The sequence below is a fragment of the Ottowia thiooxydans DSM 14619 genome, assembly GCF_000422885.1.
GTDB classification, from domain to species: Bacteria; Pseudomonadota; Gammaproteobacteria; order Burkholderiales; family Burkholderiaceae_C; genus Ottowia; species Ottowia thiooxydans.
The window spans coordinates 200,814-221,301 of sequence record NZ_AUGX01000001.1 but is presented as its reverse complement, the minus strand read 5'-3'; the positions used below and the strand labels follow the sequence as shown (position 1 = coordinate 221,301).

Below are 20,488 nucleotides of genomic sequence, written 5' to 3'. Positions count from 1 at the left end.
CCTTATTCGTTGGCCAGGGCATCGGGGTGCAGCGCTACGGCGGGCGTGGTGCCAGCGGCGCGCGCGGGGATATTGGGCGGTGCCGACTCGTGTACCACCGGCGGCTTGGCCATCAGCTTCAGGATGTAGAGGACGCCGGCGCCGAAGACCGCGAAGTACACGACCACAAAGGCCACCAGCGAAGCTGCCACGGCCGGTGCTGCCAGAGGTGAAGCCGACTCGGCCGTGCGCATCAGACCCTGTATGGTCCAGGGCTGGCGGCCCACCTCAGTAGTGATCCAGCCCGCGAGCACCGCCACCAACCCCGAGGGGCCCATGGCCAGCGCAAAACGGTGCAGCCACTTCCATTCGTACAGGCGGCCGCGGGCACGGGCCCACAGACTGAGCATACCGAGCCCGGCCATCAGGAAGCCCAGGCCGACCATGATGCGAAACGCCCAAAACACCATGCCCACCGGCGGATGGTCGGCCACCGGCACGGTGTCCAGACCCTGCATGGGCGCGTTGAGGTCGTGCTTGAGGATTAGCGAGGACAGCTTTGGAATCTGCACCGCGTAGTCGACCCGGCCTTCGGCGCTGTTGGGAATGCCGAACAGGATCAGGGGTGCGCCTTCCGGGTGGCTCTGGTAGTGGCCTTCCATGGCCATCACCTTGACCGGCTGGTGCTCGAGCGTATTGAGCCCGTGCAAGTCACCCAGAAAGATCTGCAGTGGTGCCACGATGGCTGCCATCCACATAGCCATGGAGAACATGAGGCGGGCGCGCGGATTGCCGCGGTCTTTCAGCAGGTGCCAGGCGCCGACCGCGCCCACGAGGAATGCGGTGGTCAGGTAGGCGGCGGATAGGGTGTGGACCAGTCGGTAGGGAAAGCTGGGGTTGAAGATGATGGCCAGCCAGCTGCCAGCGGAGATGAACTGCCCGTTGGCGTTGATCGCGTAGCCCGCCGGGGTCTGCATCCAGCTGTTGACCGAGAGGATCCAGAACGCCGATACGAAAGTGCCCAGGGCGACCATCAGCGTGGCGGTGAAGTGCAGCTTCTTGCCCACGCGGTTCATGCCGAACAACATCACACCCAGGAAACCGGCTTCGAGGAAGAAGGCGGTCAGCACCTCGTAGGCCATCAGCGGGCCGATGATCGGTCCGGCCTTGTCGGAGAACACCGCCCAGTTGGTGCCGAACTGGTAGGACATGACGATGCCCGAGACCACGCCCATTGCAAACACCAGCGCGAAGATCTTGATCCAGTAGCGGAACAGGTTCATGTAGTCTTCGCGACCGGTCTTAAGCCACAGGCCTTCGAGCACCGCGAGGTAACTCGCTAGGCCGATGGTGATAGCGGGAAACAGGAAGTGGAAACTCACCGTGAACGCAAACTGGATGCGCGCCAACAGGAGTGCGTCGGGCAGGTCAGACATCGGGTGTTTCCTTGAATCGGTGAAGTGGCAGACGCCTTTCACTTATCAAGAGCCGTGCCAACAGGCGCAGGTATAAAAAACTTAACGAATTCAAAGCTCCCGGCGTGATAGGCAGCCCGACTGCCAAGACGCAGCCGGTTTTTTTCTGCCAAAGCAGTCAGTTGCCTGCCAAAATGGCAGATCAACTTGGCAGCGATTGACCGCAGGTTCCCGCTGGAATCCAGTGCAATGTTCCGAAAGACCCACCCGATGGCCCACGTGTTGCCCGAACTGCTCTCGTACCTGGAAAGCCTGGCCGAGCCACACATCCTGCTGGACCGCCAGTACCGTATCCTGGCCGCCAATGCGGCCTACCGTAGCCAGTTCAGCCCGCGCGCCTCGGTGGTCGGGCGCACTTGCTACGAGGTATCCCACCACTTCAGCGTGCCGTGTGACCAGGCGGGTGAAAGCTGCCCTCTGGCGCGTGCGCGCGAGTCGGGCCAGCGCGAACGCGTGCTGCACCTGCACCACACGCCCCAGGGCGAGTCGTACGTGAACATCGAGCTGGTGCCACTGCTGGATGCCACGGGTGAACAGGCATATTTCGTGGAGAAGATGGAGCCCTTGCGCGTGGCCCAGGGTCAGCCCGTGCGGCAGGGACTGGTGGGCCGTTCGCCGGCCTTCCAGCGCATGCTGGAGCTGGTGGCTCGGGTTGGGCCGTCGCAGGCCAGCGTGCTGCTGCTCGGAGAGTCGGGCACCGGCAAGGAGTTGGTAGCCCAGGCTGTGCACGATGCCAGCCCGCGCGCAACCCACCCGCTGGTGGTGGTGGACTGCGCGAGCCTGCCCGAGACCCTGTTCGAGAGTGAACTGTTCGGCCACGAACGAGGCGCCTTCACTGGTGCCAATACCAGCAAGCCCGGGTTGGTGGAAGCCGCCAGTGGCGGTACTTTGTTTCTGGATGAAGTAGGCGACATTCCGCTGGCCATGCAAGTTAAGCTGTTACGCCTGCTGGAGAGCGGCACCTACCGCCGCGTTGGCAGCAACGAGCTGAGGCGCACCGATGTGCGCGTGGTCTCGGCCACACACCGCGACCTCAAGGCCATGGTGACCGACGGGCGCTTCCGCGAAGACCTGTATTACCGGCTCAGCACATTCCCCATTGCCCTGCCGGCGCTGCGGGAACGGGGAGACGACATTGCGCTGCTGGCGGCAGCGCTGCTGGAGCGGGTGGCGCCGCAACGGCGTCTGAGCCTGTCTGCAGATACGCTGGCCTTGCTCCAGCGCTATCCGTTCCCGGGCAATGTGCGTGAGCTGCGCAATGTTCTGGAGCGCGCCGCCTTGCTGGCCGACGGCCACAGTATCGAGCCAGTGCATGTGGAGCGCGCACTGGGTACCGACGCGAGGCCTTCGCCGGTGGCATTGCAACACGCAGAAGCGCCGGAGGCCACAGCATCCGGCGCGGAGTCTTCATTGCGAAGCGTCGAGCGTGCCGCCCTGCAGGCCCAACTCAAGGCCCACCGCGGCAGCCGCGCCGAACTGGCGGAAAAACTCGGAATTAGCGAGCGGTCTCTCTACCGCAAGCTTCGCGAGATCGGTGACGCCCCTGACGCGGCTTGAAGCACGGAACCCGGGCTGCCAGGTTCAGAGCTTACGGGTCGAGAAGTACCAGTCTTTCATGGCGTAGCCCTCGCCCTTGCGCGCTTCGATAGCGGCCGGTGTCTTGGGTGGCGGCACGATGACATCGCAGCCCGGCGTCCAGCCTTCGGGGGTGGCGATCTTGTGGGCGTCGCTGGTCTGCATGGCGGTCAGAAGGCGCACGAATTCGTCGATTGAGCGGCCATTGCTCATGGGGTAATACACCATGGCGCGCAGCTTGCCTTCGGGGTCGATGAAGAATGTGGCGCGCACAGCTTGGGTGTCCGCCGCGCCCGGGTGGATCATCCCGTAGGCACGTGCCACATCCATCTTGATGTCGTCAATGATGGGGAAGGGAATCTCCACGCCGAAGCTAGTCTTGATGCTTTGCATCCAGGCCAAGTGCGAGTAAATGCTGTCGATAGACAGACCCAGCAGTTCGCAGTTCATGCTCTTGAAGGTGTCTGAAGCCTTGGCGAAGGCGATGAACTCGGTGGTACACACGGGCGTGAAGTCAGCTGGGTGCGAGAACAGGATCAGCCACGTGCCTTTGTAGTCGTCCAGGCTGCGCTCGCCGTGGGTCGTGTTGGCTTTGAACGCCGGTGCGGCTTCGTTAAGGCGGGGAAAGCTTGAGTTTGATGCGTTTTCCATGAGGGACTCCGTTGGAAGGTTGAACAATGAACCGAACAGCGGTTGGCTGTTCGATGGGTTCAGTGTCGACCCACCACGGAACACCGCTCATGACATGGATCATGGCGGCGTTTGTCATATCCTATGACGCTAATAGCCTCAGGCGGCTGCGCTTCAAAGGTTGGAGCCGGGTTGCAGCAGCGATTCGTCCATGATGCGGTACAGACGGCCCAGTTTGTCCACTGGCTGCAAGGCACCTGCTTTCACCAACGCAGAAATTTCGCGACTCACCGTCTCCTGTTTCAGGTCCATCATGGCGCCCATGTCCTCGCGCGAGAACAGCGTGACGAAGGCCGGATCGGTGGTGTGGCGCATCTTGAGGATGAACTGGCAGACCCGCTGTTGCGCGGTGCCGAAGTTGATCGAGGCCAGCCAGTCGTCGGCTTCTCGCAGCGCCTTCTGCCACTTGTCGAGCAGGCCTGCGTGCATGCGCGGCGAGTTCAGATTCAGCTTGTGCACCACCTCGGTTGGAATGCGGCACAGCGTCACATCAGTCAGCGCGGCCGCCTCGCTGTCGTAGCGGCCGGTGGTCAGCGCCTCCAGGCCGACCACATCGCCCGGACGCAGCAAGCGCAGGATGCGTCGGCGCCCGTCACCTGTGATTCGGGACAGTTTGAGCATGCCGGAGCGCAATGTGAAGATGCCACCCGCTGCGTCCCCCTCGTTGAACAGCACCTGGTGCGCCCGGTACGCCATGTCATCAATGGGCGCGTGGATGAGGGCAAAGTCCTCCTCGTTGAGGTTGGAGAACAGGGCGACCTCACGCACTGCACACGACCTGCAGTCGGAGGTGCCGCGCCAGGCGGATTGGGTATGAATGGGGATCATGGTTGATGTGAAACTGAGGCTTGGACAAGGTTCGAGGCGTGTAGACGTATCGCTGTTGGCCGGACGCCATACCGCGAGGCTAGGCGATCCACGGCAGAAACCAGCACGTGTCCCGTCGGTAGGCCGCATAGCCCGGGTGCGCCATAAGCATCCAGCGCTCCTCCAGCACAGCCTTGCTGACCAGCACGGCAACCAGCGCACCGAGGGCCAGCCAGGCCAGCCAGGTTGTGTTGGCCCATGCGGCTGCAATGCCACACGCCATCACCGCGGTGTACATCGGGTGGCGGATCCACCGGTAGGGGCCCTGCTGGACCAGTCGCGCTCCGGCGCGCGGTACAGGCCTGATGTTGAAGTTGCCCGGCCGGTTGGTTGACACTGCCCAGATCCCCACAAACGCGCCTGCGACTGAGGTAACCCAGGCACCAGCAGGCGCCTGGTCCGACAAGAATGAAGGCAATCCCAGCCACGCCAGCAGCACGATCAACCCGAATTGCAAGGCCACCAGGACGCTGCCCAGCGTGCGTTGCACACCGTTATCGCTCATGTCGACCCCCCGTTTTCACAGGCGACGCGCGACCATGCCGATCAGCGCAGAGCGGCCATGGTGACCGCTGCCCTCGGCCAGCTCGGCTTCGTATTCGCGCAAGGTGTCAATGTCGAGCTCGCTAAAGGCTTCCCGCAACAAGGATTCTGTGTAGAGGTGCGACACCAAGGGCGGCCCCCCTGTGCGGTAGTCAAGCTGCCGGGGGGTGTAGCCCTGCAGCACGAGCCATCCGCCGGGTTTCAGGGAGCGCACCATGCTGGCAAACAGGCGCGCGCGCAAGTCCGGATCGGCAAACTGCACGAAGATGGCCGCAACCCCGTCGAGGGCAGCGTCTGGCCAGGCGTAGGCATCACAGTCGGCCACTGCGAAGTTGACCGTCACGCCCCGCTGCGCCGCGAGTTCCCGGGCTTTGGCCACGCCGGTTGCCGCGATGTCGAATGCATCAACCTTCAACCCTTGTTCCGCCAACCAGACACTGTTGCGACCTTCGCCATCGGCCACGCACAGAACCTGCTCGCCTGGTGACCAGACGTGGGCATGCTCGCGCAACCATCCATTGGGCTCGGCGCCGAACAGGAAGCCGGGTGCGGCGAAACGCTGATTCCAGGTGTTGGCTGGATCGCTGAACGCTGGGGTGTTTTTCGAGGTCATGTTCTGGGTGGGGGTGCTCATCTGGGGGCGGTTCGTAGTTGGCGCAGGCGACTCTCCAGCGCGGCGGGGTTGAGGATGCCGAAATGTGCATCGACTTGTCTGCCCTTGGCATCAAAGAAGAGCGTGATGGGCAGACCGCGTGATGCGATGGCTTGTCCGAGCGAGGACCCGCTGTCCAGCAGCACCTCGCGCAGGGTGAAACCTTGTTGGTGCAGGAAGCTTTGCACGGTGGCGGGCGATTCGCCCTGGTTAACGAAAAGAAAGGCCACCGTGGGTTCTCGCTGCTGAGCGGCCGCCAGCATCGGCATTTCCGCCCGGCAAGGACCGCACCAGCTGGCCCACAGGTTGACCACCACTGGACGCCCGCGCGCAGCCTCGGTGAGGCTGAGCACCCGTGCATCCTCGATCCGAACCAGTTGAACGGGGGGCAGGCTGTGGGTACCGGCCAGCCCGCTGGCCAGGGTTGCCAGCCACCAGAAAGCGACACCCGCTGTGCTGCTCACCGCCAGCGGCCTGCGCAGCCAAGGCGTGACCGAGCCGCGCCATGCCAGCCACGCCACCCCAGCCACCAGCCCTGCCGGCGCACTCCATCCACCATCGCGCAGATCGAATGCCGCCCACGGCGATGCAAGATATGCATCCGCGTGCCACACGAGGTAGGCCAGCCGCGCCGCCACCAGACCTAACAGCGCCGCGTGGGTAACCGTGCGTCCCGCCTGTTCTCCCGGTACCTTGTCCGCGCCCTGGCGAGCCAGGCGACTGGCCAGCCACGAGCTCCCCCAGATCGCGATCAACAGAAGAACGGACGCCAGAGGCAGGGCAATTGGGCCTAGGGACAAAGACAGCATGGATTCAGTCGGCTCCGGTTCTCGGAGCGGAGGTGGCCGTTTCAATTGCGCGATGCAGAAAGCTCACCAGGGCGTGCACGTGGGGTGCCATGGCTTCGCGCAGGTCGTGGTCTCCTTCCACCAGCAGCAGACGCGCATTGCTGGATGTTGCCAGCAGACGGTAAGCATCATCCACCGGAACGGTGCGGTCCCGCAGACCATGCACCAAGAGGATTGGACAGCGCACGGCAGGCAACGTTCCCAATGGAGCAATCTCGTCAAAAGTGACGCCGATGACCCGCTGCACATGCCGCATCACATACCAGCCAAGCAGTCCATATGGGATCTGCTTATCTGCCATGAAGCGGCGCATCACCTCGGCGGGATGGGCAAACGCAGACAGGCTGACCACAGCGCCGACGTCATGGTGACGTGCGGCATGCAGCAACGCTGCAGCCGCTCCAACCGAGTGGCCCAGCAGCGCTACGCGGTCAGCGGCGATGTTGGGTTGGTGCTTGAGCCATGCGAGACCAGCGGCAATGTCTTCGGCGAAGCGCGGCATCGATGTGAACGTCTCATCGTCGCTGTGCCCATGGCACCGGGCGTCCAGCAGCAACACAGCAAATCCGGCGGCGTGCAGCGGTGGCACCACGGGTCCCATCATGGAGGCGTTGGCGCCCCAGCCGTGCATAACCAGCACTGCAGGTGCTGGCGCCGCTACGGTTTGCGGTGGTGACACCAACCAGGCGGCCAGGTGTTTGCCACCCGCAGTTGGGACATGGACTTGCCGAACACGATCCGAGGTCAAGCCAAATGCATCGTCCAAGGGCTCATGAGGCACTCGCGGCGCGCGCAACCCGCGCACGATGCCTCTGTGGGCCAACTTGCGAAGTGCCCAGACGCCGCCCAGCGTGGCCGCTGCCCCAAGCACCGCGGTCATGGGCGCCCGGTCAAATCGACCTGCCTCACATCACAACCCGTCGCGGGTTGGTACGGGTCACAAAATGCCGTGATGTTCGGCCGATCACCGCGCCGAAGATCACATGGCCGATAAGGCTGGGTAGCACGGTGGAGGCTCCAAGTTGCCAGGGAAGCGGGTCGTTGAAATAGATCGGCAATGCCAGCGAGTTGATCGCCACATAGTAAGCCGCCCCATACGCAGCACCGGTCATTACTGGCCATCGTCCGGCTTGGGTGGCCAGAAAGACGAGGAGCAAAGGCAGCGCTGAAACCCAGCCGATGACTAGGTGTTGCACAAAAAGTAACCAGGGTTGGGGGGCGCTGACGTACAGCCCCGCGAATTTCGGGCCGTAGTGGCCGATGCGCAGGCCCGCCGCTTTGAAGATCGGACTCAGCGGAACGATGGCCACGGAGGCGATAGTCCCAGAGCGGAAGCTTTCGACAAGGAGGGCCTTGATTTTCATGGCGCCAGCTCAGGATTGATCGCGCAGGGTGTGGCCGGCAGCATCGATCACCGTGACCCGCACCGGGACAGCCTGGCGCACGCTTTGGGTGACGGTGCAAAACTCCTCGAATTGCGTCAAAGCCCGCTCCAAGTGCTCCAGCGAATTCGCCACTACCCCAAGGGTGATAGTGGAGTGGATACTCAGAATACGCAGCCTTCCTTCGGGGTTGCGCCCCACCTCGGCCGTCACCTCGCAGCGCAGCGGTTCGGGTGCCTGCTTGAACTTGCGCAGCGCAAAAAGAAGTGAGTCGCTCAGACAGTTGCCCACCGCGGCACACAGCAACTGCGCAGGAGACGGGCCACCCCCCCTTACCTAGCGGTGCGGGCTCGTCGGCAATCAGGCTAGAAATGCCTTCACCAAATCGGATCTCAAAACGGTAGTCGGCCTGCTGTTGGTGCGAAACGGATACTGTAGTCATGCGGGTAATTTCGATAAGTTTGGGCGAATGTGCTCAAGGGGCGTTCACCCTGATGGGCAGATCGGACTCAGCCCTCCTTACAACTCACTTCTTCAGGGAGCAGGTGTTAAAGCCGAAGATGGCATAGGGTGGACACCAGCCGATCAGGCCAGTGAGTAAGGGCACGACACCCAGGTAGCCCCACATGCCGATGGTGTTGGTAGCCGCACCCGCAATCAAGGCCAGCCCGATGAGGATGCGCAATGTGCGGTCAATGCCGCCGACGTTCTTGGTCATGGTAATTCTCCAAAAGTAAAAATGGATGGCTAAATAGCCATGGGCGCACTTGATCAAAGTGCGTTCAAGGGGATCTTCAGATACGCGACGCCGTTGTCTTCTTTGGGCGGCAGCTCGCCAGCGCGGATGTTCACTTGAACCGATGGAAGGATCAAGGTGGGCATCTCCAGAGTGGCATCGCGCTTCGTGCGCATGGTCACGAATTCGTCTTCGCTCACGCCATCATGCACGTGGATGTTTTTGGCTCGCTGTTCCGCCACCGTCGTATCGAAAGCCACCGGTCGGTCGCTGGGAGGGTAGTCGTGGCACATGAAGAGTCGTGTTTCTGGTGGCAGGCTCAGCAGCTTGCGGGTGGACGCGTAAAGCGCGCGGGCGTCGCCGCCGGGGAAGTCGCAACGCGCAGTGCCCACGTCTGGCATGAAGAGGGTGTCGCCCACAAACACCGCTTCACCAAAGCGATAGGCAGCACAGGCTGGCGTGTGACCTGGCACGAACATCACCTCACCAGACAACATGCCCAATGGGATGCTTTCTCCCTCCTGGAAAAGATGGTCGAACTGCGAGCCATCCTGTTTGAAACTCGGCTCCAGGTTGAAAACGCCCTTGAACACCTTTTGAACTGCAGTGATGTTGCCTCCAATGCCGATTTGGCCGCCGAGATGGGCCCGCAAGTACGGTGCGGCCGAAAGGTGATCAGCGTGTGCGTGAGTTTCTAGGATCCATCGCACCTTGAGCTGATGGGTGTGCACATATTCGATCACCTTGTCAGCAGAGGTGTGCGCTGTGCGGCCCGACTTCGGGTCGTAGTCGAGCACTGAATCGATGATCGCTGCTTCGCTGCCAGGGCCGTTGTGCACAACATAAGACACCGTCCATGTAGCGGGGTCGAACATTCCATGCACATGAGGCTGAGGGGTTGATGTCGGTGCGGTTGTCATGGGCGGCTCCTTTCAAATAAGCTAAAGATAATATATTGACAAATAGTTTATTTGTCAATATATTATTTCTGTCGTATGGAAAGTTGTAGGCCGCCACACCCCTGGAAGAAGTACCGATGAAGAACTCCGTGATGGACCTGGAACAAATGCAGTTGGCCGCGGACCGGGCCTGCCGAATGATGAAGGTGCTGGCTAACCCTGACCGGCTACTCATCCTGTGCCAGCTCTCACAAGGGGAACGTAGAGTTGGTGAGCTTGAAGATTTGTTGGGCATCGCGCAGCCTACTTTGTCGCAGCAACTAACCGTGTTGCGTGATGAGGAGCTGGTGAGCACCCGCCGTGAAGGCAAAACTATTCACTATGCATTGACCAGTCCCAAAGCGCTAGCAGTGATTCAGGTGCTGTACGAGCAATTTTGTGTTTGCGAATCGGAGTGAGCCATGACGATTGATTGGACCAATTTCACACCCTGGGCTTCGCTGTCCGGCGGCATCCTGCTGGGCGTAGCCTCGGCCTTCTTCATCCTGGTCAATGGCCGGGTGCTAGGCATCAGCGGCATCCTGGGTGGCCTGTTACCACCTAAGCTGGGAGACGTCGGCTGGCGAATCGCCTTCCTGCTGGGCATGCTGGCCGCACCGCTCGTGTACGGCTTGCTGGCGCCTGCCGACTTTGTGCAGGCGCCACGCATCGACGCCGGTTTCGCCACCATCGTGGGAGCCGGGCTTCTGGTAGGTCTGGGCACACGCTACGGCTCGGGCTGCACCAGCGGACACGGCGTCTGCGGTCTTTCGCGCCTGTCGCCCCGCTCACTGGTGGCCACACTCGCGTTCATGGGTGCGGGTTTCGCCATGGTATTCGTGGTTCGCCACGTTCTGTAAGGAGCATCTACATGCACCGCATCACCGAGTTCTTTGTGGGCCTACTGTTCGGCCTGGGCCTGCTGCTCTCCGGCATGACCGACCCGGCAAAAGTGCTGGGCTTCCTCGACCTATTCGGCATCTGGGACCCTTCGTTGGCCTTCGTCATGGGTGGCGCGATTGCCGTGGGCTTCTTCGCCTTTGCGCTGGCGCGCAAGCGAACCACCAACTTCATGGGCGGTGCCCTGCACCTACCGAAGTCAACGCAGATCGACAAACGCCTGCTTATCGGCGGCCTGACTTTTGGCGCGGGCTGGGGTCTGGCAGGTTTTTGCCCTGGTCCGGGTATCGTGTCAATGGCCTCGGGCGAGCTGAAGGCTGCGGTTTTTGTGGCGGCCATGCTCTTCGGCATGGCAATTTTTGAAATCGCCGAGCGCGCAGGCTCGCGTCGACGTATGGGAGCATGAGGTGACCCCTTTCAACGCCGTACCTCTCTCCGAAACCTTGTCGGTCACCGGGCAAATCTCTCCAGACGACCTTCAGGCGATTGCTGCCGCCGGCTTCAAATCTCTAGTCTGCAACCGTCCAGATGGTGAAAGCCCAGGGCAGTTCAGCTCACAGGATATTGCGACGGCTGCACACGCAGCCGGACTGAAGCTGGCCTATCTGCCCGTAGTGTCGGGTAGCGTTCGCGCGCAGGACGGACGCGATTTTGGTGACTTGCTGAAACAGTTACCTGGCCCTGTACTGGCCTACTGCCGCAGCGGTACGCGATCAGCCTTGCTTTGGGCGCTTTCTCAAGTGGGTTCGAAACCCTGGCCAGATCTCGTACAGCGGGCCGCCCAGGCCGGATTCAACCTGACCAGTTTGGTGCCACCCGTGCCGCCATCGAAATCATGATGTTTAACGCCTGCACAGGTATCTTTCCATGATCACAATGCCATCCTGGCGCCGCGTGTTGCCTTCACTGCCTGTGTTGCAATGGGGTCGAGCGTACAACCGCGAGGCTCTGGTGAGTGATGGCGTGGCGGCACTCATCGTCACCATCATGTTGATCCCTCAGAGCCTCGCCTACGCCATGCTCGCGGGCTTGCCGCCCGAGGTGGGTCTTTACGCCAGCGTAGCGCCGCTACTGCTATATGCGGTGTTCGGCACCAGCCGCGTACTTGCGGTGGGGCCGGTGGCGGTAGTCTCGCTCATGACAGCTGCTGCCATTGGACACCACGCCCCGGCTGGTACACCCGAATACTGGGCAGTAGCCATCACGCTGGCTTTTCTTTCGGGCCTGCTGCTGCTGTCCATGGGGTTGCTACGTCTTGGCTTTCTTGCCAACTTCCTCAGCCACCCGGTCATCTCAGGCTTCATTTCGGCATCGGGCATCCTGATCGCGGCCAGCCAGCTCAGGACGTTGATGGGTGTGAGCGCCGAAGGGCACAATTTCCTGGATCTGAGCCTGTCCTTGATGTCACAGCTCGGCCAGGTGCATGTGCTGACCCTGGCCATTGGAGCTGCAACCGTCGCGTTTTTGTTCTGGGTGCGCAGCGGTCTCAAACCCTTGCTGCAGCGACTGGGCATGAAGCCGCGCGCGGCCGACGTGGTGGCCAAGACTGGGCCGGTGGCTGCCATCGCCGTGACAACGCTGCTCACCTGGGCGCTGGACTGGCAAGTTCAAGGCGTGAAGATCGTGGGCGCCGTGCCCCAGGGTTTGCCGCCGTTCACGCTGCCTCTGTGGGATCTGGGTCTGTGGCAGGCGCTGCTAGTGCCGGCACTGCTCATCAGCGTGGTCGGCTTTGTGGAGTCGGTATCGGTCGGGCAGACGCTGGCGGCCAAACGGCGCCAGCGCATCGAGCCCGACCAGGAACTGGTGGCGCTCGGATCGAGCAACCTCTCGGCGGCGTTAACCGGAGGCTTTCCGGTCACGGGTGGCTTTGCACGCTCGGTAGTTAATTTTGACGCCGGGGCGCAAACACCCGCCGCGGGTGTGTTCACCGCGGCCGGTATCACACTGGCCTCGCTGTTCCTTACGCCCGCACTGTACTACCTGCCACAGGCCACGTTGGCCGCCACCATCGTGGTGGCGGTACTCTCACTGGTGGATTTCAGCATCCTGCGCAAGACTTGGAACTACGCGAAGTCCGACTTTTCTGCAGTTGTGGCCACGCTGGTGGCCACCCTCACTGTGGGCGTTGAGACCGGGCTGATTGTGGGGGTAGGAGTGTCCCTGGCGCTCTACCTCTACCGCACCAGTCGCCCGCATATGGCCGAGGTGGGTCTTGTCGTCGGCACCGAGCATTTTCGCAATGTGCAGCGCCATGCAGTGGCGGTGAGCCCACGGGTGCTGAGCCTGCGGGTGGACGAAAGCCTGTACTTCGCCAACTCACGCGCGCTGGAAGACCGCATCAATAGCGCCGTTGCAAGCCGCCACGGGTTGGGGCACGTGATATTGCAGTGCTCGGCCATCAACGATATTGATGCGAGTGCACTGGAAAGCTTGGAAGCTATCGATCTGCGCTTACGCGGGGCTGGCGTGCGGCTTCATCTCTCAGAAGTCAAGGGCCCTGTGATGGACCGTTTGAGAAAAACCGAGTTTCTGAATGGCCTCAGCGGGCAGGTGTTCCTTTCCCACTATCAAGCTATCTTTGAACTGGCGCCCGAAGTGATCGCCTGATTGCACCCATGTTGCATCCATCCGATCTAACCAGCGACCCCTATGTCACGACAGGACTTGATACGTGCGCGTTGCTGTGTTCTTTAAACCCTGTATCTAGCACTCGATTGACTAGAAAAGAAACGATGCTGGCGGTGCCATGAGCAAAGCCGCGTAGCTGCATCAATAAGCCATTTATAAAAATACACTATGAACCACCTCAAAATTGGCACCCGCTTGGGATTGGCATTTGGCCTCATCCTCTTGATCACGATGTAGAAAAGGGAGAAAAGCCACCGGCATCGGGCCACTTGAAGGGCAGCCAGAGGCGTACCGATGGTCAGGGCTTCAATCGTCGCACGCACTTGCGCCCAGTGTTCGTGAGGCAGAAACCTGCTGGTCTTGGCGGGTCGCGCCACGGACTTGCGGCGCCGCAAAGCAAGGGGATTGCACGCAAGATACCCGGCTTGAACCAGCCAGTTAAAGAGACTGTTGAGGATCGACAGCGCCTGGCGCTGGCTCTGCCGGTCCAGCGGCTTAGCGAAAGGGCGCCAGTGGGATGAGGACCTCCGCGCCTTCTGTGCGACCTCCATGACCCAGCGTTCAGCCGGTTGCGGATCTTCCAGAAAGGCTTCATAGGCCAGGAAATCCTCGTGGGTCAAATCGGACAGGGCCTTTCCATGCTGGTGCACACACCAAAGCAGCAGCCTTTCCGCTTCTTTTCGATAGCTGGCCAATGTGGCCGGTGAATGCTTGTAGCGCGCCAGCCAAGCCAAAACCGCAGAGCGATCGTCATTGGCTGCGACCTAGGGCATACCCTGGGCCCGATTGCGGCCACTCTCTCCGGACAGGTGAAGGGGTAGCACCAAGCCGTCCAAGGGCTCAAGATGCGCAAAAACGACCGGCGTGACGCTCAAACTGCTCATGAGCCAAATTCTATGGACATTAGTCCGAAAAAATCCACTCGGGGTGACTCGCCTTCTACGGCGCAGTACAGTACAGGTACACAGATCAGTTTTCGAAGATTTCGCAAAACTTCGCTAACCTACTGATCTGTAAGTACTTTCTACCACTTCAACCTTCGATCAGCTTCGCACCGCTTACCCAGACTAAGCACCTCACACAGCGACTGCGCATGCTCCGTCTCGATCAAGGTCTTCAACTGCTTGCAGACCTTCGCAAGTCCCTCGAAAACATCGAGCCCATAGGGCACATAGGAAAAGTCGTCCTCACTGTCGAGATAGGCCCGCGCGCAGCGCGAGTCGAAGATCGCGAACGATGACAGCGCGGCGGGAGCCGCCTTTCCGTGGGTCCATTGCACATCCTGCGCGACGCCATCCACTGCAATCTCGAAGGCGGCTTAGGCCATTCCGGCCTTGCCTGTGGGGAGGTGGGCGTTCGGGTGGATCGCTTCCATCTGATCTCGGGTGCGGCAGGCGCGCTTGAGCACGCGCGAATATCCCGATTTGCCTGAACCGTTGTCGCCGTAAATGACCGTCATTCCGGCTGCACTGAACGGCAGGTGCTGGTTATCGGCAATCGCATTGACGTGCCGCAGGTTCTTCATGGCCCGCAGTTCGACGTGCGTCGTCACCTTGACCGGCGCAGGAATCTGGTCGGCCGTGAGGGGCTTAGGCTTGCGGTCCTTCGGATCGGAAATGCCATGTGCCATCTTGAGCAACGCGTATAGATCATCCAGGTATTCGGTCGTCAGCGTCAGTTTGGCCAGCAAGCGTGCCACGGCATCGCTTTGCCATGGGGACAGTCCTTGGGTCCAGCCCAGTATTTCCTGCAGTATCGACATTGAGTCTCCTCCAGTTGTCACTGTAGCTTTCCCTTTTGGGCTGACTCAGCATCTGAACGCCGGGTTTGTTCACTGCAATATTCTCTGTTGCAAACAGAAACATTATGACGTCCCTGCGCGATAGCGCCGTCGGGCTCGCGGGCGTTGCCCCACGCCTCGTGTCGAGTCGCGGCCGTTCGGCTTTGATCCCTGACGCCTCCGGCCTTCTCTTCGTTCACGACCTGCGCGCTGCGCTTGCCCCAGGATGGTGCATTGAGGTGGTGGGGTGGACTTGCTGTTCCCTTCAACGTACCACGCTGTTCTCGCTGTCAAGGTCTGCGCGCACTGCCCTGCGGTTGGTCGCTTGCGTCCTGGCGGCCGTCTGCGAACCCTGACACCTGCGCTGCAGCGTGTTGGGGCCGGTCTCGGGCAATTCCGCCCGCTACAGACCGGAGCAGACCATGTCGCAGCTTTCTCTTTCCATCGAATCGTCCCTTCTCGTTCGCGATGTCGCGGGTGAGTACCGTCCGGCGAACGCGGACGAGGTGCTGCAGGCCGCGCAGCGGCTGCTGGGTGCGCAACTGCGCGGGCGTGAGGTGCTGACGTCGCCGCAGGCGGTGCGGGACTTCTTGCGGGTCAAGCTGGGTGCGCTGGAGCACGAGGTGTTCGCGGTGCTGATGCTCGATGCGCAGAACCGCCTGATCGAATATGTCGAGTTGTTCCGGGGCACGGTGAGTCAAGCATCTGTCTATCCGCGCGAGGTGGTCAAGGAGTCGCTGGCGCTCAATGCTGCGGCGGCGATTTTTTGCCATAACCATCCCTCGGGTGTCGCCGAGCCGTCGCGGGCCGATGAGGTGCTCACCTCCACGCTGAAGACGGCGCTGAGTCTGGTCGATGTCCGGGTGCTGGATCACCTAATCGTCGCCGGCAACGACGTGGTGAGCTTCGCTGAACGCGGGCTGCTGTGAAGCAAAGGGCCTACGGCCCTTTGCTTTTTCTCCCAGACCGTGCGCGCTGCGCGCGTGTCCTGACTCCGGGCGATCGGCCATTCGGCCCATCCCCGCCGCACTGCGTTTGGAGCCCCTGCAATGCCGCCGAACAGGCTTTGCCTGATCGGCCAACCGCCATCCAGCCAGACGTGCCGTCGGCACGTGGGGGCGCTCGCCGCGCGGCGTTGGTTTCGGCGCATCCCCTTGCCCTTCGGCCGCTGTTCGTCTTTCCCCAAGTTCATCGCTTTCTCCCGCGACCGTAGCCCGCAGTGCCTGGCCGTCAAGGCGCGCAGGGCCGTGTCCTCGCCTTCGGCTGCGGGCCGCACCAACCCTGCGCTTCTTCCTTGACGGCCCGTCCCTCGCTGGCCCGGTTTTTCGCGGGCGATGAACTAAGGAAAGACGGCGGCAAACAGGGACCGGCCCAGGTCACTGCGCCGAACCAACCAAAGCCACAACGGGCTCCGAATCTTGGAATCCGGTCAGCTTTGAAACCACAGCAGCAACCTTTGGAGAAAGATCATGCAACTCGCATCACGTTTCGCTTCCCGTTCCCTCGTCCTGCGCAGCGAACATCCGCTGTCGGATGACCAAATCCGCACGGTGGCCCCGTCCATCTTCGCGGACGCTCCCCACGAAAGCCGTTCTCAGCGGTATGCCTATATCCCCACTGCCACCGTGCTGAACGAGCTACGGAAAGAAGGCTTCCAGCCCTTCATGGTGACGCAGACCCGCGTGCGCGATGAAGGCAAACGCGAACACACCAAGCACATGGTCAGGCTGCGCCACGCGGGCCAGATCAACGCGGCCGAGGCCAACGAAATCATTCTGCTGAACTCGCATGACGGGACAAGCAGCTATCAATTATTGGCTGGCATGTTCCGCTTTGTTTGCAAGAACGGGCTGGTCTGCGGCGACACCGTGGCGGATGTGCGTGTGCCCCACAAGGGCGACGTGGCCGGACAAGTGATCGATGGTGCATATGAGGTTCTGCACGGTTTCGACCGTGCGCTGGAGTCCCGCGAAGCCATGCAGGCCATCACGCTGGATGCCGGGGAATCGGAGGTTTTCGCCCGTGCCGCGCTATCGCTCAAGTACGACGACCCGGACAAGCCCGCGCCCATCACGGAAACCCAAATCCTGATGCCGCGCCGCATCGATGACCACTGCCCCGACCTCTGGAGCGTGTTCAACCGCACGCAAGAAAACCTCATCAAGGGCGGTTTAACTGGCCGCGCCGCCAATGGACGCCGCCAGAGCACCCGCCCGGTGCAAGGCATCGACACCAACCTGCGTTTGAACCGCGCCCTGTGGCTGCTGGCCGATGGCATGCGCCAGTTGAAAGCCTGATTTCCCCCGGAGGGGCGCAGGCCCCTCCATTTCTGCCCTTGTTTTTCGTTGCTTTTCTTTTTTATACCGATAGGAGCTACACCATGAACGCCGTTACCCATCAAGAAGCCCAAGCCCTGCATGCCGTCATCCCGGCGCAGCCCGCGCAGAACATGCTGCTGGTGCCGCTGTCGCAGCTTCGCCCCTCGCGCCGCAACGTGCGCAAGAGCGCGGGCCAATCCATCGACCCGCTGGCATCGAGCATCGAGCGCGTGGGTCTGCTGCAAAACCTGACTGTGATTCTTGCCAGCGATGGCGAGCATTACGAAGTGGTGGCCGGTGGCCGTCGCCTGGCAGCTTTGAAGCTGCTGGCGAAGAAGCGCCGCATTGCGAAGGATTGGCAGGTGCCTTGCCTGCTGGTGGCCGATGCGTCCGCCCGCACCGTGAGCCTGACCGAGAACGTGCAGCGCGAAGCCATGCACCCCGCCGACCAGTTCGAGGCCTTCGCCGCCTTGATCGCGGAGGGTCGCTCCATCGAAGACATTGCCGCAGACTTCGCCGTCACGCCGCTGGTGGTGCAGCGCCGTCTCAAGCTCGCCAACGTGTCGCCCCGGCTGATGGCCGACTATCGCGCCGATGCCGTGACGCTCGATCAGTTGATGGCCCTTGCCATCACCGACGGCCACGCCGCGCAGGAAAGCGCGTTCTACGATGCGCCGCAGTGGCAGCGCAACCCGACCGCATTGCGCGAGCGCCTGACCGAGCGCGAGATTGGGGCATCCCATGCGCTGGTGCGCTTTGTGGGGCTGGATACCTACGAAGCCGCAGGCGGCGGCATCCGCCGTGACCTGTTTGCGGAAGGCGATGCGGGCGTGTATGTGACCGATACCGCACTGCTAGAAACACTGGTGCGCGAGAAGCTGGGAAGCCACGCCGCCGCCGTCCGCGCCGAGGGCTGGGCATGGGTGGACGCCACGCCCGCCATGACCTATGCCGATCTGCAAGCCTTCCAGCGCGCACCGAGGGAACAGCGCACGCCGAGCAAACGCGAGGCGCAGCACATCGAGAAGCTGGAAGCCAAGGTGCAGGCCATTGGCGAGGCCGTGGATGCCGCGCTGGAAGCCGACGACGAGGACAAGGCCGAAGTCTTGCAGGAGGAAGGCGAGTGCCTGGGCCAGCAGTTGCAGGCGCTGGAAGATGGCTTGATGGACTACAACGCGAACGCCCGCGCAGCCGCCGGGGCCATCGTCACCATCGACCGCAACGGGGAGGCAGTGATTCATCGCGGACTGCTGCGCGAGGCCGGGGCCAAGGCGCTGCGCACCTTGGAAAAGCTGCGCCAAGGTTTTGGCAACGCGGAAGGCGAAGCCGAGAACGATGTTGAAGGCGAGGCTGCCGAGCAGCCCAAGGCCGTCAACTTGTCCGACCGGCTGGCCAAACGCCTGAGCGCCCACCGCACGGCGGCGCTACAAATCGAGATGGCCCGGCATCCGCAGGTGGCGCTGGCCGCGCTGGTGCATGGCATGGTGCAAACCGTCTTGCAGGACGGCTACGGCCACGATCTGCCGCTGGGCGTGCGCCTGACTGTGCAGGACAGGCTGGAAGGCGTGGCCCCGGACTGGCCGGAGTCTCCCGCCGCCGTGGCGTTGCGTGAACTGCAGCAGGCATGGGGCGAGAAGCTGCCCGAGAACAGCGCCGAACTGTTCGCCGTACTGCTGGCAATGGAGCAAGGCGAACTGGTCAAGCTGCTGGCGGTATGCGTGACATCCACGGTGGACGCAGTGACGCCCCGCGCCACGCTGCACCAGCCCGGCGAGAAACTGGCGCAGGCCATGGGGCTGGACATGGCCGCATGGTGGAAACCGACCGCCGAAGGCTACTTCAAGCACGTGTCCAAAGTCGTGATTCTGGATGCCGTGGGCGAGTTCGCACCGGACCACGTCAACCGACTGGCGAAGCTCAAGAAGGCAGACCTTGCCAGCGAAGCCGAGCGGCTGGCCAAGGGGACGGGCTGGATGCCTGTCCTTTTCAAGGCCAAAGGCCTGCAAGAGGTGGCGCAGGAGGACGCGGCAGCAGATGCAGAACCGGATTCCGCCGCAGCGGCAGATAGAGCGGCCGAGGCATTGGCCGCTTGACCCTCATCGCAGAACAGCGCCCCAGTGCAAGCCGGGGCGCTGGCCTGCAAGGAGCCAGACCATGCCCGCCACCAGCCCCATGAGCATGAGATGGCGGCTATCTATGCGCCCGGCACTGTGCGCGCCCGCTGCTGGCACGGTAAGGGTGATGTGCGCGGCTACCGTCCGCCTTCCGGCTGGACGGCCCGCGCCGACCTGACCGACATTCATCCCATCACAGGCCACGCTTTGCCGCGTGCCGTGTGGTGGATCATCGAGACGAAGGAGTAAGGCGGCCAGCACCGGCCCATGGGCGTGGTGCCCTCCGGCCGGTGGATTCAAAAATCCGGGCGCGGCAGTGGCCGCGCCCGGTATTGAAGCCCAAACCACACTGCCGCCGCCTTCGCTTCTGCTCGGGCGGCGGCGTTGAAGGCATCGCTGTATGCGCGATGCCTTCGAGCACTGGCCCGTGCAAAGCCAGTGCCATGCTCTGGGTCGATCCCATCATGGGCGTGGTCGGCGCGCTGGTGATCGCCCGGTAGTCATGGGGCTGATTCAAGATGCTGGCAGCGTGTTGCTCGGCGCCGCCACATGCCCTGCTGGCCTTGGGCGTGTCGGCGCGATGCGCCGCCGGGCTTTCGGGCTGCGCCCCGTGCCGTCTTTGCCGTCACGGCCATTCGGCTTCAATCCCTCACGCCTTCGCGCCTGCGGCGCTGCGCGCTGGCGCTTGCCTTCAAGGGATCGGAGCAAGGCCCATCCCCGCCGCGTTGCACTTGGCGCCCCTGCAAAAGAGCCGAACCGGCAGCGCCGGATCGGCCAAGCAGGTGCCCAGCCGCAATGGACGAGGCGCGGGCGTTACGCCGTGGTTTGCTGCGGCAGGTTGTGCAGATGCGTGCCGTCCTCAACGCTGTTGGTTCTTGCCCCTCACGTCACGAAGGACGGTTCACTGACACAACGCCCGGCCTTGCAATGGAGCTTCCACACCACGCCTCAAACATAGCGCCGCAGGGCGCGGCAGGGACGTTCTCGCCCGTCGTTGGGTTGTTGGTCTTGCCCGCGTCAGGGTGCGAGCCGGTGAAGCTGTGCAGCGGGGATGCCGAGCCGG

Annotated in this window: 25 protein-coding genes and 1 pseudogene; 13 read left to right on the top strand and 13 right to left on the bottom strand. The window is 62.4% G+C overall.

Annotation, left to right across the window (positions count from 1 at the left end):
• Window positions 1–2: 2 nt before the first annotated feature.
• Window positions 3–1,415: a cytochrome ubiquinol oxidase subunit I gene (locus G518_RS0101165; RefSeq protein ID WP_028600955.1), complete on the bottom strand. Its 1,413-nt coding sequence runs from the start codon at window positions 1,413–1,415 to the stop codon at window positions 3–5.
• Window positions 1,416–1,664: 249 nt separating this feature from the next.
• Here G518_RS0101165 and G518_RS0101160 point away from each other — a divergent pair, with 249 nt between their 5' ends.
• Window positions 1,665–3,011: a sigma-54 interaction domain-containing protein gene (locus G518_RS0101160; RefSeq protein WP_028600954.1), complete on the top strand. Its 1,347-nt coding sequence runs from the start codon at window positions 1,665–1,667 to the stop codon at window positions 3,009–3,011.
• Between the two features lie 24 nt (window positions 3,012–3,035).
• Here the strand turns inward: G518_RS0101160 and G518_RS0101155 are convergent, their stop codons facing one another.
• The 10 genes and pseudogenes from G518_RS0101155 to G518_RS0101110 all read right to left on the bottom strand — a co-directional run bounded on the left by G518_RS0101155 (window position 3,036) and on the right by G518_RS0101110 (window position 9,667).
• On the bottom strand, window positions 3,036–3,680 hold the full coding sequence (locus tag G518_RS0101155; RefSeq protein WP_028600953.1) for a peroxiredoxin: 645 nt from the start codon (window positions 3,678–3,680) through the stop codon (window positions 3,036–3,038).
• A 153-nt stretch (window positions 3,681–3,833) separates the two neighbouring features.
• Window positions 3,834–4,547, bottom strand: a complete 714-nt coding sequence (locus G518_RS0101150) for a Crp/Fnr family transcriptional regulator (protein ID WP_028600952.1) — start codon at window positions 4,545–4,547, stop codon at window positions 3,834–3,836.
• A 79-nt stretch (window positions 4,548–4,626) separates the two neighbouring features.
• Entirely contained in the window at window positions 4,627–5,091 is a 465-nt protein-coding gene (locus G518_RS0101145; protein WP_028600951.1) for a methyltransferase family protein, read from the bottom strand.
• 15 nt (window positions 5,092–5,106) lie between these two features.
• Window positions 5,107–5,763, bottom strand: a complete 657-nt coding sequence (locus G518_RS0101140) for a class I SAM-dependent methyltransferase (RefSeq protein WP_245597862.1) — start codon at window positions 5,761–5,763, stop codon at window positions 5,107–5,109.
• Window positions 5,760–6,590 carry a TlpA family protein disulfide reductase gene (locus G518_RS0101135; protein ID WP_028600949.1) on the bottom strand — a complete coding sequence of 277 codons (831 nt, stop codon included), beginning with the start codon at window positions 6,588–6,590 and terminating at the stop codon, window positions 5,760–5,762. Before G518_RS0101135 ends, G518_RS0101140 begins: the two co-directional genes overlap by 4 nt.
• Window positions 6,591–6,594: 4 nt before the next feature.
• The gene (locus tag G518_RS0101130) at window positions 6,595–7,509 is read right to left on the bottom strand and encodes an alpha/beta hydrolase (protein WP_028600948.1); all 915 of its coding nucleotides are present in this window, start codon (window positions 7,507–7,509) and stop codon (window positions 6,595–6,597) included.
• A 25-nt stretch (window positions 7,510–7,534) separates the two neighbouring features.
• Complete coding sequence (locus G518_RS0101125) at window positions 7,535–7,993, bottom strand: hypothetical protein (protein WP_028600947.1); 459 nt, start codon at window positions 7,991–7,993, stop codon at window positions 7,535–7,537.
• A 9-nt stretch (window positions 7,994–8,002) separates the two neighbouring features.
• Window positions 8,003–8,453 (bottom strand): annotated as a pseudogene (locus G518_RS33360) (OsmC family protein).
• Window positions 8,454–8,537: 84 nt separating this feature from the next.
• Window positions 8,538–8,729: a YgaP family membrane protein gene (locus G518_RS0101115; protein WP_028600946.1), complete on the bottom strand. Its 192-nt coding sequence runs from the start codon at window positions 8,727–8,729 to the stop codon at window positions 8,538–8,540.
• A 53-nt stretch (window positions 8,730–8,782) separates the two neighbouring features.
• The gene (locus G518_RS0101110) at window positions 8,783–9,667 is read right to left on the bottom strand and encodes an MBL fold metallo-hydrolase (RefSeq protein WP_036593150.1); all 885 of its coding nucleotides are present in this window, start codon (window positions 9,665–9,667) and stop codon (window positions 8,783–8,785) included.
• Window positions 9,668–9,783: 116 nt separating this feature from the next.
• Between G518_RS0101110 and G518_RS0101105 the strand changes: the two genes are divergently transcribed.
• The 5 genes from G518_RS0101105 to G518_RS0101085 are packed head-to-tail and all read left to right on the top strand — an operon-like array spanning window position 9,784 to window position 13,192.
• Complete coding sequence (locus tag G518_RS0101105) at window positions 9,784–10,104, top strand: ArsR/SmtB family transcription factor (RefSeq protein ID WP_028600944.1); 321 nt, start codon at window positions 9,784–9,786, stop codon at window positions 10,102–10,104.
• Between the two features lie 3 nt (window positions 10,105–10,107).
• On the top strand, window positions 10,108–10,545 hold the full coding sequence (locus tag G518_RS0101100; RefSeq protein ID WP_028600943.1) for a YeeE/YedE family protein: 438 nt from the start codon (window positions 10,108–10,110) through the stop codon (window positions 10,543–10,545).
• Between the two features lie 11 nt (window positions 10,546–10,556).
• Window positions 10,557–10,991, top strand: a complete 435-nt coding sequence (locus G518_RS0101095) for a DUF6691 family protein (RefSeq protein WP_008903067.1) — start codon at window positions 10,557–10,559, stop codon at window positions 10,989–10,991.
• Between the two features lies 1 nt (window position 10,992).
• Window positions 10,993–11,424, top strand: coding sequence for a protein tyrosine phosphatase family protein (locus G518_RS0101090; RefSeq protein WP_036593147.1), 432 nt, complete (start codon window positions 10,993–10,995; stop codon window positions 11,422–11,424).
• A 37-nt stretch (window positions 11,425–11,461) separates the two neighbouring features.
• A complete protein-coding gene (locus tag G518_RS0101085) occupies window positions 11,462–13,192 on the top strand; it encodes a SulP family inorganic anion transporter (RefSeq protein ID WP_036593299.1) in 1,731 nt (576 codons plus the stop codon).
• 1,045 nt (window positions 13,193–14,237) lie between these two features.
• Here G518_RS0101085 and G518_RS40595 read toward each other — a convergent pair.
• Window positions 14,238–14,513, bottom strand: a complete 276-nt coding sequence (locus G518_RS40595; RefSeq protein WP_028600940.1) for a hypothetical protein — start codon at window positions 14,511–14,513, stop codon at window positions 14,238–14,240.
• Window positions 14,514–14,531: 18 nt separating this feature from the next.
• A complete protein-coding gene (locus G518_RS39050) occupies window positions 14,532–14,975 on the bottom strand; it encodes an ATP-binding protein (protein ID WP_028600939.1) in 444 nt (147 codons plus the stop codon).
• Between the two features lie 104 nt (window positions 14,976–15,079).
• Between G518_RS39050 and G518_RS40325 the strand changes: the two genes are divergently transcribed.
• The 7 genes from G518_RS40325 (at window position 15,080) to G518_RS40590 (ending at window position 20,383) form a co-directional block, all read left to right on the top strand.
• Window positions 15,080–15,349 carry a hypothetical protein gene (locus G518_RS40325; protein WP_169457880.1) on the top strand — a complete coding sequence of 90 codons (270 nt, stop codon included), beginning with the start codon at window positions 15,080–15,082 and terminating at the stop codon, window positions 15,347–15,349.
• 66 nt (window positions 15,350–15,415) lie between these two features.
• On the top strand, window positions 15,416–15,922 hold the full coding sequence (radC, locus tag G518_RS0101065) for a RadC family protein (protein WP_028600938.1): 507 nt from the start codon (window positions 15,416–15,418) through the stop codon (window positions 15,920–15,922).
• A 120-nt stretch (window positions 15,923–16,042) separates the two neighbouring features.
• The gene (locus G518_RS39770; protein ID WP_156909229.1) at window positions 16,043–16,291 is read left to right on the top strand and encodes a hypothetical protein; all 249 of its coding nucleotides are present in this window, start codon (window positions 16,043–16,045) and stop codon (window positions 16,289–16,291) included.
• A 171-nt stretch (window positions 16,292–16,462) separates the two neighbouring features.
• Window positions 16,463–17,290, top strand: a complete 828-nt coding sequence (locus G518_RS0101060) for a DUF932 domain-containing protein (RefSeq protein ID WP_028600937.1) — start codon at window positions 16,463–16,465, stop codon at window positions 17,288–17,290.
• An 83-nt stretch (window positions 17,291–17,373) separates the two neighbouring features.
• Window positions 17,374–19,404 carry a ParB/RepB/Spo0J family partition protein gene (locus tag G518_RS0101055; RefSeq protein ID WP_028600936.1) on the top strand — a complete coding sequence of 677 codons (2,031 nt, stop codon included), beginning with the start codon at window positions 17,374–17,376 and terminating at the stop codon, window positions 19,402–19,404.
• Between the two features lie 90 nt (window positions 19,405–19,494).
• A complete protein-coding gene (locus G518_RS0101050; RefSeq protein ID WP_028600935.1) occupies window positions 19,495–19,674 on the top strand; it encodes an anaphase-promoting complex subunit 10 family protein in 180 nt (59 codons plus the stop codon).
• 151 nt (window positions 19,675–19,825) lie between these two features.
• Entirely contained in the window at window positions 19,826–20,383 is a 558-nt protein-coding gene (locus G518_RS40590) for a hypothetical protein (protein ID WP_211231653.1), read from the top strand.
• Window positions 20,384–20,488: the final 105 nt, after the last annotated feature.